The organism is Paraliobacillus sp. JSM ZJ581 (assembly GCF_044383835.1).
Classification (GTDB): domain Bacteria; phylum Bacillota; class Bacilli; order Bacillales; family Amphibacillaceae; genus Paraliobacillus.
On the sequence record NZ_JBISEP010000040.1, the window covers coordinates 1 to 14,997 of the forward strand.

Genomic DNA, 14,997 nt, shown 5'->3' on the forward strand with positions numbered 1-14,997 from the left:
CATTCATCACATCAAGTAAGCTTTCTGAATCTAAGATCTTGTCCATGTCATCCCTCTCTTTGTCAAAAAAGTATAGGTAACACTATTTTACATATAAATGGGAAAATAAAACACAGTTAAATAGTCATGTTAATAAAAAATAGCTGAATTTTTTATTGCACTCGTTGAAGAATAGCATCTCAGGTTATGTTTACATGATGAGAAGGTGCAATTTACATTCATAATTAAACTGTTTCAAGCAAAAGAAAAATGGTAATATGTACCCAGTTTTACAAATAGTAATGGTTTGAATGGATTTATTTGTTATATTATGATTATAATAAACTATTAAATAATCGATATAATATACTGAATAAGGATGTGATAACTTTGTCAGATAGTGACTTTCTTAATAATGCTTTCCATGTAATTTCTAGCAGGTCTTCAGAGATAGATGAAAAAATATCACGATTAAAACGAGCAAAACGATTAATTACTGATGAACAAGACGATGCGTTGTCCGCTGTAGAAACAATAAAAAACCCTAGCTTGAAAAAGGGATGGGTAAGTTTAAAAGCAGAGGAATTTTATACGTCTCGTGATGAAGCATATCAAACAATTAAAAAACATATTCACAATTATGACTCCTACGTTACAACCATTAATTGGAAAATAAAACAGTTTGAATTGCAAAAAAGTTCTTTAGAGTTTGCTAGTACGATTGCAAATCAAGCTGATTCGTTGCTTCAGCAGGGAGAGGATGCAATAGATGCGTTTAGTAGAAAGATAAGTGAATTAAAAGGTAGGTTGTTCTAAATGTTCGTAACATTTAATAAAAGCAGTAGTGGTGGGAAAGAAATAAAGCTACCATTTTATCTATTTAAGTCACAATTGGATCAAGCAATATGGCGTTTAAACCAATTGAAGTTTCCTAAGCCTGATGATAATTATGGGAGAAATCAATTGAATTTCACAAAAGAGTGGTTAGAACGTGAAGAATCGATTCATCAGTTATTTACTCAATATAAAGAGATAGTCAGAAGCAATATTGATGATACGGAAAGAAGTGTAAAGAAACTGAAAGAGCAAGATGAATCAATGATCAGGTGAATGATATTAAAGTATAAATGATGTATGGGAAGTAATAATGGGAGTAGCTTTTTACCCGTTTTTAAGCTTTATTATATATGGCGATAATAAAAGGGAATTTCTAAGAAAACAGGGAGATTCCAATTACATTACTCCATAATAGCAAAATGACAGTTGACAATATATGAATTTAAGTGTAAAGTAATCTCTACAATTTAAATAAAACTGAATTTTCTTATCCAGAGAGGTGGAGGGACTGGCCCAACGAAGCCTCGGCAGCAGACTTTTTTAGTACTGTGCCAATTCCAGCAAGCTTTATGCCTGAAAGATAAGAAGAGATATAGATGCATACATCCATCCTCTTCTTATCTTTTATAGGAAGAGGATTTTTTATGGTGTATTTTTAAAGGCATTAGCTTTACAAGTGAGACATATTTGAAACTTGTACTTACAATACTAGAAGGGGAGATGAGAAATGGGTAAGCTTGATCAAGTAAAGTTAGATTATCTAAATCATATTTTGCAAGACATTGATTATGGATCAATTGTTTTGACTGTACATGATGGGTACATTACGCAAATTGATTCAACCGAGAAAAAAAGGTTCCAAAAAAAAGGTATACAACCATCTCAAAAAGAACGTAAACTACAGAAAAATAAATGATTTGCCGATTAGACAACTAAAGGCATCTTCCACTCTATTCAATCATAAGATTGATAGCGTGTGAGATGCCTTTTATTTTTGGCATAAACGAGAGAGTAATTAGATTATCAAAGAGATAAAACAATGATGTGAAGGCGATTAAATAGTGGAGGTGAAGTAAGTTTGGATTTATTAACATCTTTAAAAGAAAGGATTTTGATTGCTGATGGAGCGATGGGGACTATTTTATATTCCCATGGTGTTGATCGAAGTTTTGAAGCATTAAACCTTACGCACCCTACTCAAGTTCAGCAGATACATGAAGCTTATATTGCTGCTGGCGCGGATGTGATTCAAACGAATACTTATGGTGCTAATTATATTAAACTTGCTCGATACGGTTTAGAAGAACAGGTGAAAAAAATAAATCAAACAGCGGTCCAAATTGCTAAAAAGGCAAGTAATAAGCGTTCGTACGTTTTGGGGAGTATTGGTGGAATTCATGGTACTAAAACGATAGTAAAATCAACGGAAGAAATTAAACGTAGTTTTAGAGAACAATTATATTGTTTGCTTTTAGAAGGGGTAGATGGGCTTATTTTAGAAACGTATTACAATTTTGATGAGCTAGTAACGGTTTTGGAAATTGCGCGTGAAGAGACCGATTTACCGATTATTACGAATGTTTCCATGCATGAGACTGGAGTGTTGGAAAATGGCTTGCCTCTCTCAAAAGCTTTAAAACAGCTAGAATCGCTTGGTTCCGATGTCGTTGGTGTCAATTGTCGTTTTGGTCCATCGCAAATGATTCGATCATTAGAATCTGTTCCCCTCTTGGATAAGGCTTTTCTAGCAACGTATCCGAATGCAAGTTTACCGGCTTATCGAGATGGCGTTCTTTATTATAAGAATGAACCGAACTATTTTGAATCATGTGCACTTGATTTAAGGAACCAAGGTGCTCGTCTAGTTGGTGGTTGTTGTGGAACGACACCAGAGCATATTAGATCGCTTGCTATAGGGATGAAAAATCTTAAACCGATTAAAGAAAAAGCTATTGTTCAAGAGGAAATTAAAGTAATATCACAACGAAAAAAAGGGAACGAATCATTAGCAGAAAAGGCAAAAAAACGAAAAACGATTATTGTCGAATTAGACGCACCAAAGCATTTAGATCTTACCGAGTATATTCAAGGGGCAAAGGCATTAAAAGAAGCAGGAGCGGACGCCATCACACTTGCGGATAACTCATTAGCAAGTCCTCGAATTAGCAATATAGCGATGGCAACATTATTACAAAAACATGGTATCAGACCACTTGTCCATTTAACTTGCCGTGATCGAAATTTAATTGGCTTACAATCACATTTAATGGGATTACACACACTCGGCATAACAGAAATATTAGCGATAACCGGAGACCCAACCAAGATTGGTGATTTCCCTGGAGCAACCTCTGTATTCGATGTTAATTCATTTAAATTAATTGAGTTAATTAAAAAAAGTAATAATGGAATTTCTTTTTCAGGTAATACATTAAGAGAAAAAACTGCTTTTCATGTAGCTGCTGCTTTTAATCCTAATGTGAAAATCGTAGAAAAGGCGGTAAAACGACTAGAAAGAAAAGTGCTCAGTGGGGCGGACTATATTTTAACACAACCAATTTACAGCCCAGAGGCGATTTTTGAGTTAAAACAAGCAACCGCTCATATAGAAGTCCCCATTTTTATAGGAGTTATGCCATTAACATCAACTAAAAATGCTGAATTTTTGCATAATGAAGTTCCAGGAATTAGATTGACCGATGAAGTGCGAGAACGAATGAGAGCAACTGTAGGTAGCAAAGCGGCATCAACGGAGGAAAGTATTTCCATATCAAAAGAGTTAATTGACACAGCATTGGAACACTTTAATGGAATATATTTAATTACTCCATTTATGCGATACGACATATGTGTGAAGCTGGTGGAGTATATCCAAGAGAAAACAAGTCTGACAGCCAAAGAACAAGAAGTGACAACATAGAAAAAGATTTGTAATAGAGTAAAAAATATAATGGAGGAGATTTGGTATGACAAAAATAAAAAGTTCAAACTTAGGTTACCCACGAATTGGAGAGAAGAGAGAATGGAAAGAAACGCTTGAAGCGTACTGGAATGGAAATATAACAGAAGAGGAATTAATTCGAACAACAGATGAAATACGTCTAACTAATCTGCGAAAACAGAAAAATCAAGGAATCGATTTGATCCCTGTTGGTGATTTTTCGTTATACGACCATGTCCTAGATACTTCTGTTGGATTTGGGATCGTACCGAATCGATATGACTACACTGGAGGTAAGGTCGATGTTGATACATACTTTGCAATGGCGCGTGGTGTGGATCAAGTAATCGCATCAGAAATGACAAAATGGTTTAATACAAACTATCATTATATCGTTCCTGAGTTGAATGATGCGAAACCTTCGCTTGTGGAAAATCGAGCACTTAAATACTATAAAGAAGCGAAAGAAAAGCTAGATATTGATGGGAAACCAGTTATTTTAGGACCGATCACTTACTTGAAATTATCGAAGGGTTTTGAAGACAGACAGTTTAATGAGTTAGTTGATGTGTTTTTACCTTTATACGTACAAATTCTACAACAGCTAGCAGATGCTGGTGCAACATGGGTTCAAATAGATGAGCCAATTTTTGCTACGGAAGTAGGGGAGGATGTATTAGAAGCGACTGAAAAAGTCTACCAAATATTTGCAAGAGAAGTGCCAGGCTTAAATGTTATTTTTCAAACTTATTTTGAAAAAGTATTTCACTTTGAGAGAATTAGTAAGCTCCCAGTAAGAGCTATTGGGCTAGATTTCGTTCATGGAGATTCATTGGAACTGTTAAAAACATATGGTTTTCCAAAAGATAAAACACTTGTTGCAGGAGTGGTGGATGGTCGTAACGTGTGGCGTGCTAACCTAGAAGAGAAAATTACTATTCTAGAGACGATTAACTATTTTGTGAGTGATGATCAATTAATTATTCAGCCGTCTGCTTCTTTATTGCATGTACCTGTTACGAAAACATTAGAACAAAAATTGGATCCGATTATTTTAGAGGGGCTGTCCTTTGCAGATGAAAAGCTACAAGAAGTTTCTATTCTAACGAAAGGATTACGAGAGGGACGTGGAACGATCCAGAACGAAATAAATGAAGTGAACGAGGCATTAGCCAGATTACAAGCTACTTATCGCTCAAATGATGCAGTTAGAAACAGCGTTGCTTGTTTAACAGAAGCAGATGCGGAGCGAAGTCCAGATTTTTCAACACGAATTAAACAACAGCGTGAGCATTTAGCCTTGCCTTTGTTACCAACTACCACGATCGGAAGTTTACCTCAAACGCCTGAAGTAAGAGCTACACGAACTAAATGGCGTAATGATGAAATAACAGATCAAGCGTATGAAACATTTGTGGAAAATAACATTAAACGTTGGATTGCGCTGCAAGAGGAATTAGACCTTGATGTGCTTGTACACGGAGAATTTGAACGTAATGATATGGTTGAGTATTTTGGAGAAAAATTTAATGGATTTACTGTAACGGAATATGGTTGGGTTCAGTCATACGGTTCGCGTTGTGTTAAACCACCTCTCATTTTCGGAGATGTATCATGGGATAAACCAATAACGATTAAAGAAAGTGTTTATGCCCAATCATTAACCGATCGACCGGTAAAAGGAATGTTAACTGGTCCAGTGACCATTTTAAATTGGTCTTTTGTTCATGATACAACGCCACGATATGAAGTAATGAAACAAATTGCGTTAGCATTACAAAAAGAGATAGAAGCATTAGAGGCAAATCAGATTAAAATTATTCAAGTTGATGAGCCAGCACTACGTGAAGGATTACCACTCGATTCTAAAAAATGGACTGACTATTTAAAGGAATCAGCTTATGCATTCCGTTTAGCTACAGCAACGGTTGAAGCTGAAACACAAATTCACACGCATATGTGCTATTCCAACTTTGAGGATATTTTTGATTGCATTGATGCACTAGATGCAGATGTTATTTCTATTGAAACGTCTAGAAGTCACGGTGAGCTTGTCTCTACCTTTGAGGATAATACCTATTTTAAGGATATTGGGTTAGGTGTTTATGATATCCATAGTCCACGAATTCCATCTGTAGAAGAAGTGAAGGAGAATGTCAATCGAGCATTACGAACCATTTCGCCAAAGCAGTTCTGGGTCAATCCTGATTGTGGATTGAAAACGCGTAAGGAAGAAGAGACCATTCGTGCGCTTCAAATAATGGTTCAAGCGGCAAAAGAAATAAGAAGTGAACAACTAGCTATACAAAAATAATGAGAGAAAGGCGCTCTAATTGTGATAGGGGCGTCTTTTTATTATCCATGTATCCACTATTTTTAATAAACATTCAAAGCCAGACGTACACGAAGATAATAGATGAGCAAATGGATAGACACTATTTCTACACAAATAAAAAGGGATGAACATTTTGTTTGTCGAATAAATGTGAATAAGTAAAAAATACATATAACAAATAAAGGGAGCGAAAAGGACTAGTCTATATTTTGATAAATTAACATCAAGATTTCGAAATGTCAACATTTTACATACTTTTTTTAGAAAGGAAGATATTGTGAACAGTTTGTCTATGAAGAAGCATTTTCAAAAACTCTATATACAAAGAGAAGAAATGAACAAAGAGATTATGAAATTTAGAGATAAAGAATGGAATAGACCATATAAAGATAAGTGGTCATGGGGAGAAACGTATTACCATTTATATTTAATGATGAAATGGTTTCGAAGACTGAGTATGATTTATATCCCTTTATCGAAACCGATTGCTAGTTTAAGAAAAAATAAACCGTATAACGTTCATAGTTACGATATATACGAACAATTTAACGACAAATATCAGAGAGGGATGAAAGCACCATTTATTTTAGTTCCTCCTAAAGGGATAGAGTCGGGTGTTAATTTTGAATGGTTATTAGAAGAAATAGACAAAGAAACAAACTATTTGGAGCAAATAGTTTCAAACATTACAGACGATGTGGCAGGACATATACGATTCCCAGATCCAGTTGCAAACAACCCTAATTTAATCCAATGTATTGATTTGCTGGGCATACATGAGAAACACCATTTTTTACTATGTCAGAAATATTATTTTGGCAAACTTTAATTATTAATGCATGCTATGATACTACAAAATAAACTAAATGTATTATAAAAATTAAATTGATATTATTTGAAAAGATTTAATAAAAATAGAATATATGGTATTTTTATAGTATGAATAAACTAGAATTGAGGTTAAATTGTGTTGCTGTCAATGATGAAACAAGTTCCTGCTTCATCATTTACCGAATACGACGACGCGAGAGTCAGTGACCTGATTTTTGTAACTTATTTTTAGGAACAAATACAATTAATCTTAATTATTTAATCATACTAGGTATATAGTATTGTTTTATGCCGGATTTCAGTGCTTTGGATTGACTTATATTGCTAAAATATTCTATTATTATGGCTAAAGAAGGTAAAAGTGTTTTACCTATAAAAATATGTAAAGGAGAGGTATAATATGGCAGGGCAAATTAGAATGTCGCCAGAAGAGTTAAAATCTAAAGCTGAGGTTTATGGTCAAGGTTCAGACCAAATCAATGAAGTGTTAGGAAAATTAAAAAATCTTCAAGAGCAATTAAGAGGGGAGTGGGAAGGGCGATCATTTGAAAGTTTCGATAATCAATTTTTGGAACTTGTGCCAAAAGTAGAAAATTTCTCTCAATTATTGTTGGAGATTCAAGGGCAGTTGAAAAATACAGCTCAAGCAGTACAAGATCAGGATGAAGCTCTATCTCAAAATTTCGGTTTGCGATAAAAAATCTATTAGTAAAGGCAATAGACTTTTTATTTTATAGATTATATAGAGCTACACAATACAAATTATTGTGTAGCTCATATTTATGACTTTCTCTAAAAAGTATGCTTCACATTGTATTGATGTTATAACGTAAGGTGTTTGACTGTTAGATAAAATACGATTTTTAATGGGAGAGAAAGCGCTACAACTCCAAAAGTCTTTTATGTTAGTTGGCAAAGACTTATTTATTCTTAAAGCAGATTTTTTCTATAAACTACTATAGAAGTAGGGTAATTGAGGTAATGAAATATGCGTAATAGATGTATAAATTTCACAATAGTTTTTTTATGCTTATTTGTTGTATTTCCTACGTTCGTTTTGGCGGAAATTAGTAAAAACTCAAATGAAGTGAGTGATCGGAATGTTGGCTTAACAAATGAAGAGCAATTAGACATAGAACAAAAAACTCACAAAACAGAGCTAGAAAAACAGTTTCCCGAGTTGTTTGAAAAAGAAACTGTTGATGTGATCTTTTCTGTGAAAGAGGCAAATCAGAGCTCATTTGATCAGATACAAGAAGATATATTTAATAGGAAAATGGAAAAAAACAAAATGATGGATGATACGAAAGAAATGCTATTTTCAGATGATTATCAGGCACCTGTTATAACAGATGCGCTAGACCGAGAAACTGAAAATCGACGTTTAACTTTAAAGCTTGTTGGATGGGTTATTATTACATTACTTATTTATTTGTTTGTTCATATCTTTTTAAATAAGCTATCGAAAAGGAGAAAGGCCAATGCAAAATAGTCATATCGATATTACATTTGATTTAAGTGAGTGTGGTATAGAAAAGGCCTATGACTTGAGGATACCCGTTCACATATCAGTGAAAAAATTGTTAATCTATGTTATGGATATATTAAAAATAGATCAAAAAATAATAAATTTTGCAATTAAAGTAAAAACAAAAGGTATTATTCTCGTTGATGATGATATATTAACAGATTATCCCGTTTCTGATGGTGATATATTAACAATTCTTTGTAGAAAAGCGTCTACAATAGAAGAAGGGGCAATTTAACATGAAAGACCAAATAGTTGAAATGGATAACTTATCACTTCCGTTCACGGTATTAGAAGACAAAAAGGAATTATATTTAGCTAAATCACAAACTCGTGTGAAAGATGCTAACCAATTACGTTTGTTAACAAAAGCACCTAAAGAAGTATTCGTACCATTAGACATTAAAGAAGAAGGGGATGCTTTCTTTTTTTCATTTCATGTTAATCCCAGAATGAAGAAATGGGACGACATAAAAAAACTTCATCGTAATGAAAAATTACGATTGTTATGTAACCTTACTCATTTAAACAAATTTATAACGTCTCGAATGACTTTCTTCATTCATCCGGACAATATACTATTCGATGACAATCTAATGCCACATATTATATACCGTGGAGTTCGTGAGCTTATTCCTCCATATGAATTAGGGGAGCAAGCTTTTTTAAATCAATTAAAATGTTTTAGTATTGCATTACTTTCAAATACATTAACATTTGATCAATTGTATAATGGTGCATTAGAACAACCAAAAGATACAGAATTTGAAAAACAAGTACAGAATTTAGACAACTTAAAGTCAATGATAGATTATTTAGATTCTGTGTACATAGCTGAGCAACAAAAAACAGAAAAAACAATGGAATTAGTGCCGACCAAGCGTTTCGTATTATTTAAACGGCTTACATTTATTTTTGGTGTTTTATGTGTGCTATTGGCTGGGCCTCTTATTTATTTTAGATTTGTTACTCTTCCTTACCAGGAAAGTTTACAAAATGCCCATGAAAAATTTTTAGCTTTGGAATTTAAGAGTTTAATTAAAACATTATCTAATATTGATGCAGAAAAGCTTCCAGATGCAACAAAGTATACGTTAGCTTATGCATATGTGTCAGAGGAAGAACTGTCTGATAATAAGAAAACTGTTATTTTAAATAATATTAATGTAAAAAGTGACCAAGAATACTTGTTGTATTGGATTTACAATGGTAGAGGTGATTTTAAAGAAGCGATGGATGTAGCAAAATACATAGATGATCCCCAATTAATTATGTATGGGCTAATCAAACAAATTGAGCAAGTAAAGAAGGATCCAGAATTAAGTGGTTCGGAAAGAGATGACAAGGTGGATAACCTCCAAAATGAGCTTCAAACCTATCGTGAGGAATATAATTTAATCAATAATGAAGAAGAAAATAAACCCGACATTGAAGAGCAAGGTGATGATAAGAATGCAAAGTAAAATAAACAAAAAATTGATCTGTTATAGAAAAAAATAGTAGATCAACGTATGTGAGGTAACAAATTTACTAAAGAAATGTATGGGCCTAAGTTAAGAGAGGGAGAATTCAATGGGGAAGATAACACTTTTAGTCAATTATGGGGAGCAACTTCAAAAAATTGAATTACCAGATGACTCACCTAAAGACATTACTTTAGGTAATCGTGTAACTGATCATATTACGTTTCCTCAACTAGATCAGTCTATTTCAATCGTGTGGGATGGCTCTGCTTGTCATGTTAATGAGCAAGTAATTAATGAAATAGCAGAAATTCCGCTATCAAATGGAGAAACGATACTTTTATATTTGATGGATAAGGATAAAGCGTATTTGTACGATATTGCAGCAAAAGAGTCAATTACGATTAGCCAAAAAAAATATGATGATGTTGTAATAGAAGGTGTTGAAACTGAGATTCTTCTTTTTCGAGAAAAAGCTGGCTTTATTTTCGAGATTCATAACGGAATAGTATATCATAACTTTTCAGCTACCAAAGGAAACGATTATATAGAAAATGGTGATCAACTCTTTTTTGATGGGGTAAGAGTAGTTGTACGAAATGACGAAATTGAGGTGACTCCATCAGAACGAACGATTACTTCCAAATTAGTATTGCTTACAAATAGAGAAGAGCAATTTAGTCCTAATTATCCGGATTATCATCGTTCTCCTCGAATTATTTACCGTGATCGAGAAGAGAAAAAGACAATTGCCAAGCCGTCAAATAAGCCAAGTAAGCCAAGTGAACAACTGGCAAGAACGATTGTTCCACCACTTGTTATGGTTGCTGCTCTCATCATTATATCTTTAATACAACCGAGAGGAATTTATATTATTGTCATGATGGCAATGACGTTTACAACGATTACATTTGCCATTACGTCCTATATTAAAAATGTAAAGAAATACAAAGCAGACATGAGGCATCGCAATGAAACATATCAAGCTTATTTAGATCGTAAAACCAAAGAATTATACCGAGCATCAGAAGAACAACGTTACGCCTTAACGTATCATTACCCAGATGTAGAAGCTATACGAAAAATGGCATTAGAAGTTAATGCACGTATATATGAAAAAACAATGCATCAGCATGATTTTCTTCACTTTCGAGCAGGATTAGGTAATATAAATGCTAGCTTTGATATCGAGTTTAGAGAGGAAGAATTTACTCAAGAAAAAGACGAACTCATTGACAATGCCAGAACTTTACGATCACAATTCCAAACACTCTCCAATGTACCTATTGTGACCTCTTTAACTAAAGGGCCAGTTGGTTATATTGGTCAACGTGAACTAGTCGTTGAACAACTACAATTATTAGTTACACAACTTGCTTTGTTTCATAGCTATCATGATGTCCAATTTATTACGATCTTTCCTGAGGATGAAAAAGATAGTTGGAATTGGATGCGTTGGTTGCCACATGCGAAATTACAAGACTTGAATGTTCGTGGATTCGTTTACCATGAACGATCTCGAGATCAAGTATTACATTCCATTTATCAAGTGTTAAAAGAACGAAAACAGATGCTAGATGAAAAAGCCAATTCAAATGAAAAAACTATTTTTACTCCGCATTATGTCATTTTAATTACACATGAACAACTTATTTTAGATCATATTATTATGGAATTTTTCAACGAAGATCCGATTAATTTAGGTGTATCACTTGTATTCGTTGAAAATGTCATGCAGTCACTTCCGGAGCATGTTGATACGGTTATAGATATACGCGACTCCAAAAATGGAAACATTTTATTAGAGCAAGGTGAACTGGTTAATAAGCATTTTAAACCAGATCATTTTCCGGAAAAGTTTAATAAAGAGGAGATTTCTCGTGGATTAGCACCATTAAATCATTTACAAAGCTTAAAAAATTCTATTCCTGAAAGTGTTACGTTCTTAGAGATGTACGGTGTTGAGACAGTGGAAGAGTTAGATATTTCACAACGTTGGTTGATGAATGAAACATATAAAACAATGGCCGTACCTTTGGGACTTCGTGGTATTGATGACATGGTTTACCTTAATCTACATGAGAAAGCACATGGGCCTCATGGCTTAGTAGCTGGTACGACTGGTTCGGGTAAATCAGAAATTATTCAATCGTATATCTTATCACTTGCAGTGAACTTCCATCCTTATGAAGTGTCTTTCCTATTAATTGATTATAAGGGTGGAGGTATGGCTAATTTATTTAAAAATCTCCCTCATTTACTTGGGACTATTACAAATTTAGAGCGTGCACAGTCAATGCGTGCATTAGCCTCTATTAAAGCAGAACTACAAAAGCGTCAGCGATTATTTGGTGAGCATGATGTTAACCATATTAATCAATATCAAAAACTATATAAACAGGGAAAAGCTAGTGAGCCAATGCCTCATTTATTCTTAATTTCTGATGAATTTGCTGAGTTGAAGGCAGAGCAACCGGATTTTATGAAAGAACTTGTATCGACTGCGAGAATTGGTCGTTCTTTAGGGATTCATTTAATCCTGGCTACACAAAAACCAAGTGGTGTAGTAGATGATCAAATTTGGTCTAACTCTAAATTTAAATTAGCATTAAAGGTTCAAAACGCGAGTGATTCTAACGAAGTGTTGAAAACACCTGATGCTGCAGAAATTACGTTACCTGGACGAGCCTATTTACAGGTTGGTAACAATGAAATTTATGAATTATTTCAAAGTGCGTGGAGTGGTGCGGACTATGTCCCTGATAAAGAGGACTCAAACTATGTAGACACAACTATTTATGCAATTAATGATTTAGGACAGTATACGATCTTAACTCAAGATCTAAGCGGTTTAGATAAAAAAGAAACGGTTGGCAGTGTTCCTACAGAGCTCGACACGGTAATTGACTATATTCATGATTATACAGAAGTACACCAAGTGAAGCCGTTACCTAGGCCGTGGCTACCTCCATTACCTGAACGGATTTATTCAGAAGATTTAAATACTCTCGATTTCAAGGTTGCGTGGGGAGATGCTAAAAAGCCGTTGGAGGTAACGATCGGTATGCTAGATCAACCAGAATTACAACAACAAGGGCCATTAACACTGAATCTAAGCAAAGATGGTCATATTGCTGTCTTTTCTAGTCCTGGTTACGGTAAATCAACATTTCTTCAAAGTATGTTAATGGGATTAGTTCGTCAACATACTCCTGAGCATTTACATATCTACTTATTAGATTTTGGTACAAACGGACTTTTACCATTAAAGCAGTTACCACATGTCGCAGACACTATCTTAATTGATGAGGTAGAGAAGGTAGAGAAATGGATACGATTAATGACAGGTTTAATTACTGAACGTAAAAAGAAATTAAGTCAATTTGGTGTTGCGGATATGTCAATGTATGAACGAGCAAGTGGTGAGACTATTCCAAATGTGTTTATTGCTATTGATAATTATGATTCTGTTAAAGATGCAGATTTTGGGGATGATTTTAATAAATTAATTACTCAAATGGCACGAGAAGGAGCAAGCGTTGGTATCCATTTAGCGATTAGTGCAGGTAGACAAAGTTCGCTGCGAATGCCACTGTTATCAAATATTAAACGTCAAGTGGCACTTTATGTAATTGATGATGTTGAAGTACGCACAATTGTAGGTAAGACTGATCTAGAAATCGAAGAGCTGGCAGGTAGAGGTATTATTAAATTAGACAATCCTGCGTTGTTCCAAACAATGCTTCCTGCTAATGGGGAAGACACGTTGGAGATTATAGAGAATATACAACAAATAGCAAAAGAAATGGATAATCACTGGCAAGGGGATGTACCTGAAGAAATTCCAATGATGCCTGAAGGTGCAATAGAATTTGAAGTGTTTAGACAAAAGCGTAAAACGAAGAAGCTTGTTGAGTCCAATCAATTACCACTTGGTTTAGACTTTGAATCAGTTTCCCCACTAGGATTTGATCTAGAAAAAGAAGGGTTTTTAACTGTTGTTAGTGATCGGAAGGATGGACTTGATAAAATGACCAATGCCGTAGCGAAGAGCATGACATTATTAATAGATCCTTTTCAAACAATGATTATTGACACGATCGATAGATCCTTTGAATCGGTTGCTTCAACAATGCATGCTTATATTGCTGATGATGATGGGGTTATTACAGTTAAAAAGAATATTTTAGCAGAAATTAGCCAACGCACAAAAGGAGATCACAACGGAACCAAATGGATAATATTAATTAAAGATTTAAAGGATTTTGCTGAAAGAAGTCATATTCTTGAAGAAGAGGTATCTACTTTGTTTGAACAGGGTCCATTAGTAGATGTTCATTTTATTGTCTGTGGTGATTCAAGCTATATTGCTACGAGTTTTGAAAAAACGGCAAAAGCGGTTAGAAAATTAGCTAATGTTGGTTTAGTTAGTATGAGGTTGGGGGATCAGGACATTTTTAGCCAACCATTTATACGTAAAGAAACATATCCGCAAGCTTTTGAAGCTTATGTCGCAAGAGATCATCAACATATAAAAATAAAAGTACCACGATGAGGAGGAATTTAGATGAGTTCATTAAGCTACCTTCGATATAGCAAGCGTTCTGTTTCAAATCAATTATATTCTAAACGTTCCTTAGTAGATGACACAGAAGAAAAAATAGCACGTTTGAAACATGCAAGGAGTGAGTTATCATCTGTTTTATCCGATGTTCGTTCAGTAAATGGATCAATCAAACGTTTCACAATAAGCTCAAGTAGTTAGAGAGGTGAAAAGGAAAACAAATTTGAAGATAAATATGATCGCTACAAGGATAGTATTAAATCATATGTGAGAAAAGTAGAAAATGCAAAGGATACAATGGATGATGATATTCGCAGGTATGAATCCCAAAGATCTTCTTATCTATCTAGTATCAGTAGCTTGCGCCAATCAATTAATTCTTTGAATTGGCAAATATCTCAAGCGGAGAAGGAGTAAAGTTAAAATGACGAAAGAAGTTTCTACCTGAATTATTCATACTTCCTAATTAAGTCATGTTTGAAATCAAAATCAAATATTTTCTTGTTCCATTGAAAAAGT

General features: G+C 34.2%; 12 protein-coding genes, 1 pseudogene and 1 riboswitch. All 13 genes and pseudogenes read left to right on the top strand.

Going from position 1 to position 14,997, the window contains the following annotated elements:
* The first annotated feature begins 369 nt into the window (after positions 1-369).
* Complete coding sequence (locus ACH6CY_RS14790; RefSeq protein ID WP_374068090.1) at positions 370-795, top strand: DUF5082 domain-containing protein; 426 nt, start codon at positions 370-372, stop codon at positions 793-795.
* On the top strand, positions 796-1,089 hold the full coding sequence (locus ACH6CY_RS14795; protein WP_374068091.1) for a YwqI/YxiC family protein: 294 nt from the start codon (positions 796-798) through the stop codon (positions 1,087-1,089).
* A 211-nt stretch (positions 1,090-1,300) separates the two neighbouring features.
* Positions 1,301-1,403, top strand: a riboswitch (SAM riboswitch).
* Between the two features lie 140 nt (positions 1,404-1,543).
* Positions 1,544-1,732 carry a DUF2292 domain-containing protein gene (locus tag ACH6CY_RS14800; protein ID WP_374068092.1) on the top strand — a complete coding sequence of 63 codons (189 nt, stop codon included), beginning with the start codon at positions 1,544-1,546 and terminating at the stop codon, positions 1,730-1,732.
* 162 nt (positions 1,733-1,894) lie between these two features.
* A complete protein-coding gene (locus tag ACH6CY_RS14805; RefSeq protein ID WP_374068093.1) occupies positions 1,895-3,736 on the top strand; it encodes a bifunctional homocysteine S-methyltransferase/methylenetetrahydrofolate reductase in 1,842 nt (613 codons plus the stop codon).
* 46 nt (positions 3,737-3,782) lie between these two features.
* Positions 3,783-6,071, top strand: coding sequence for a 5-methyltetrahydropteroyltriglutamate--homocysteine S-methyltransferase (gene metE, locus ACH6CY_RS14810; protein ID WP_374068094.1), 2,289 nt, complete (start codon positions 3,783-3,785; stop codon positions 6,069-6,071).
* Positions 6,072-6,384: 313 nt separating this feature from the next.
* Entirely contained in the window at positions 6,385-6,921 is a 537-nt protein-coding gene (locus ACH6CY_RS14815; RefSeq protein WP_374068095.1) for a DinB family protein, read from the top strand.
* 402 nt (positions 6,922-7,323) lie between these two features.
* Positions 7,324-7,620, top strand: coding sequence for a WXG100 family type VII secretion target (locus ACH6CY_RS14820; RefSeq protein WP_374068096.1), 297 nt, complete (start codon positions 7,324-7,326; stop codon positions 7,618-7,620).
* A 291-nt stretch (positions 7,621-7,911) separates the two neighbouring features.
* Positions 7,912-8,415, top strand: a complete 504-nt coding sequence (gene essA, locus ACH6CY_RS14825; protein ID WP_374068097.1) for a type VII secretion protein EssA — start codon at positions 7,912-7,914, stop codon at positions 8,413-8,415.
* Positions 8,405-8,689 (top strand): EsaB/YukD family protein, encoded by a 285-nt coding sequence (locus ACH6CY_RS14830; RefSeq protein WP_374068098.1) that lies wholly within the window; start codon positions 8,405-8,407, stop codon positions 8,687-8,689. Before essA ends, ACH6CY_RS14830 begins: the two co-directional genes overlap by 11 nt.
* 1 nt (position 8,690) lies before the next feature.
* On the top strand, positions 8,691-9,914 hold the full coding sequence (gene essB / locus ACH6CY_RS14835; RefSeq protein ID WP_374068099.1) for a type VII secretion protein EssB: 1,224 nt from the start codon (positions 8,691-8,693) through the stop codon (positions 9,912-9,914).
* A 109-nt stretch (positions 9,915-10,023) separates the two neighbouring features.
* Positions 10,024-14,469 carry a type VII secretion protein EssC gene (essC, locus tag ACH6CY_RS14840; protein WP_374068100.1) on the top strand — a complete coding sequence of 1,482 codons (4,446 nt, stop codon included), beginning with the start codon at positions 10,024-10,026 and terminating at the stop codon, positions 14,467-14,469.
* A gap of 12 nt (positions 14,470-14,481) precedes the next feature.
* Positions 14,482-14,679 (top strand): hypothetical protein, encoded by a 198-nt coding sequence (locus ACH6CY_RS14845; RefSeq protein WP_374068101.1) that lies wholly within the window; start codon positions 14,482-14,484, stop codon positions 14,677-14,679.
* Positions 14,680-14,691: 12 nt separating this feature from the next.
* Positions 14,692-14,895 (top strand): annotated as a pseudogene (locus ACH6CY_RS14850) (YwqH-like family protein); the annotation flags it as partial.
* Positions 14,896-14,997 lie beyond the last annotated feature (102 nt).

Excerpts from the sequence above, each read along its gene's own strand:
- metE (WP_374068094.1), top strand. The coding sequence starts at position 3,783 with ATGACAAAAATAAAAAGTTCAAACTTAGGTTACCCACGAATTGGAGAG.
- ACH6CY_RS14800 (WP_374068092.1), top strand. The coding sequence starts at position 1,544 with ATGGGTAAGCTTGATCAAGTAAAGTTAGATTATCTAAATCATATTTTG.
- essB (WP_374068099.1), top strand. The coding sequence starts at position 8,691 with ATGAAAGACCAAATAGTTGAAATGGATAACTTATCACTTCCGTTCACG.
- ACH6CY_RS14795 (WP_374068091.1), top strand. The coding sequence starts at position 796 with ATGTTCGTAACATTTAATAAAAGCAGTAGTGGTGGGAAAGAAATAAAG.
- essA (WP_374068097.1), top strand. The coding sequence starts at position 7,912 with ATGCGTAATAGATGTATAAATTTCACAATAGTTTTTTTATGCTTATTT.
- ACH6CY_RS14845 (WP_374068101.1), top strand. The coding sequence starts at position 14,482 with ATGAGTTCATTAAGCTACCTTCGATATAGCAAGCGTTCTGTTTCAAAT.
- ACH6CY_RS14830 (WP_374068098.1), top strand. The coding sequence starts at position 8,405 with ATGCAAAATAGTCATATCGATATTACATTTGATTTAAGTGAGTGTGGT.
- ACH6CY_RS14820 (WP_374068096.1), top strand. The coding sequence starts at position 7,324 with ATGGCAGGGCAAATTAGAATGTCGCCAGAAGAGTTAAAATCTAAAGCT.
- essC (WP_374068100.1), top strand. The coding sequence starts at position 10,024 with ATGGGGAAGATAACACTTTTAGTCAATTATGGGGAGCAACTTCAAAAA.
- ACH6CY_RS14815 (WP_374068095.1), top strand. The coding sequence starts at position 6,385 with ATGAAGAAGCATTTTCAAAAACTCTATATACAAAGAGAAGAAATGAAC.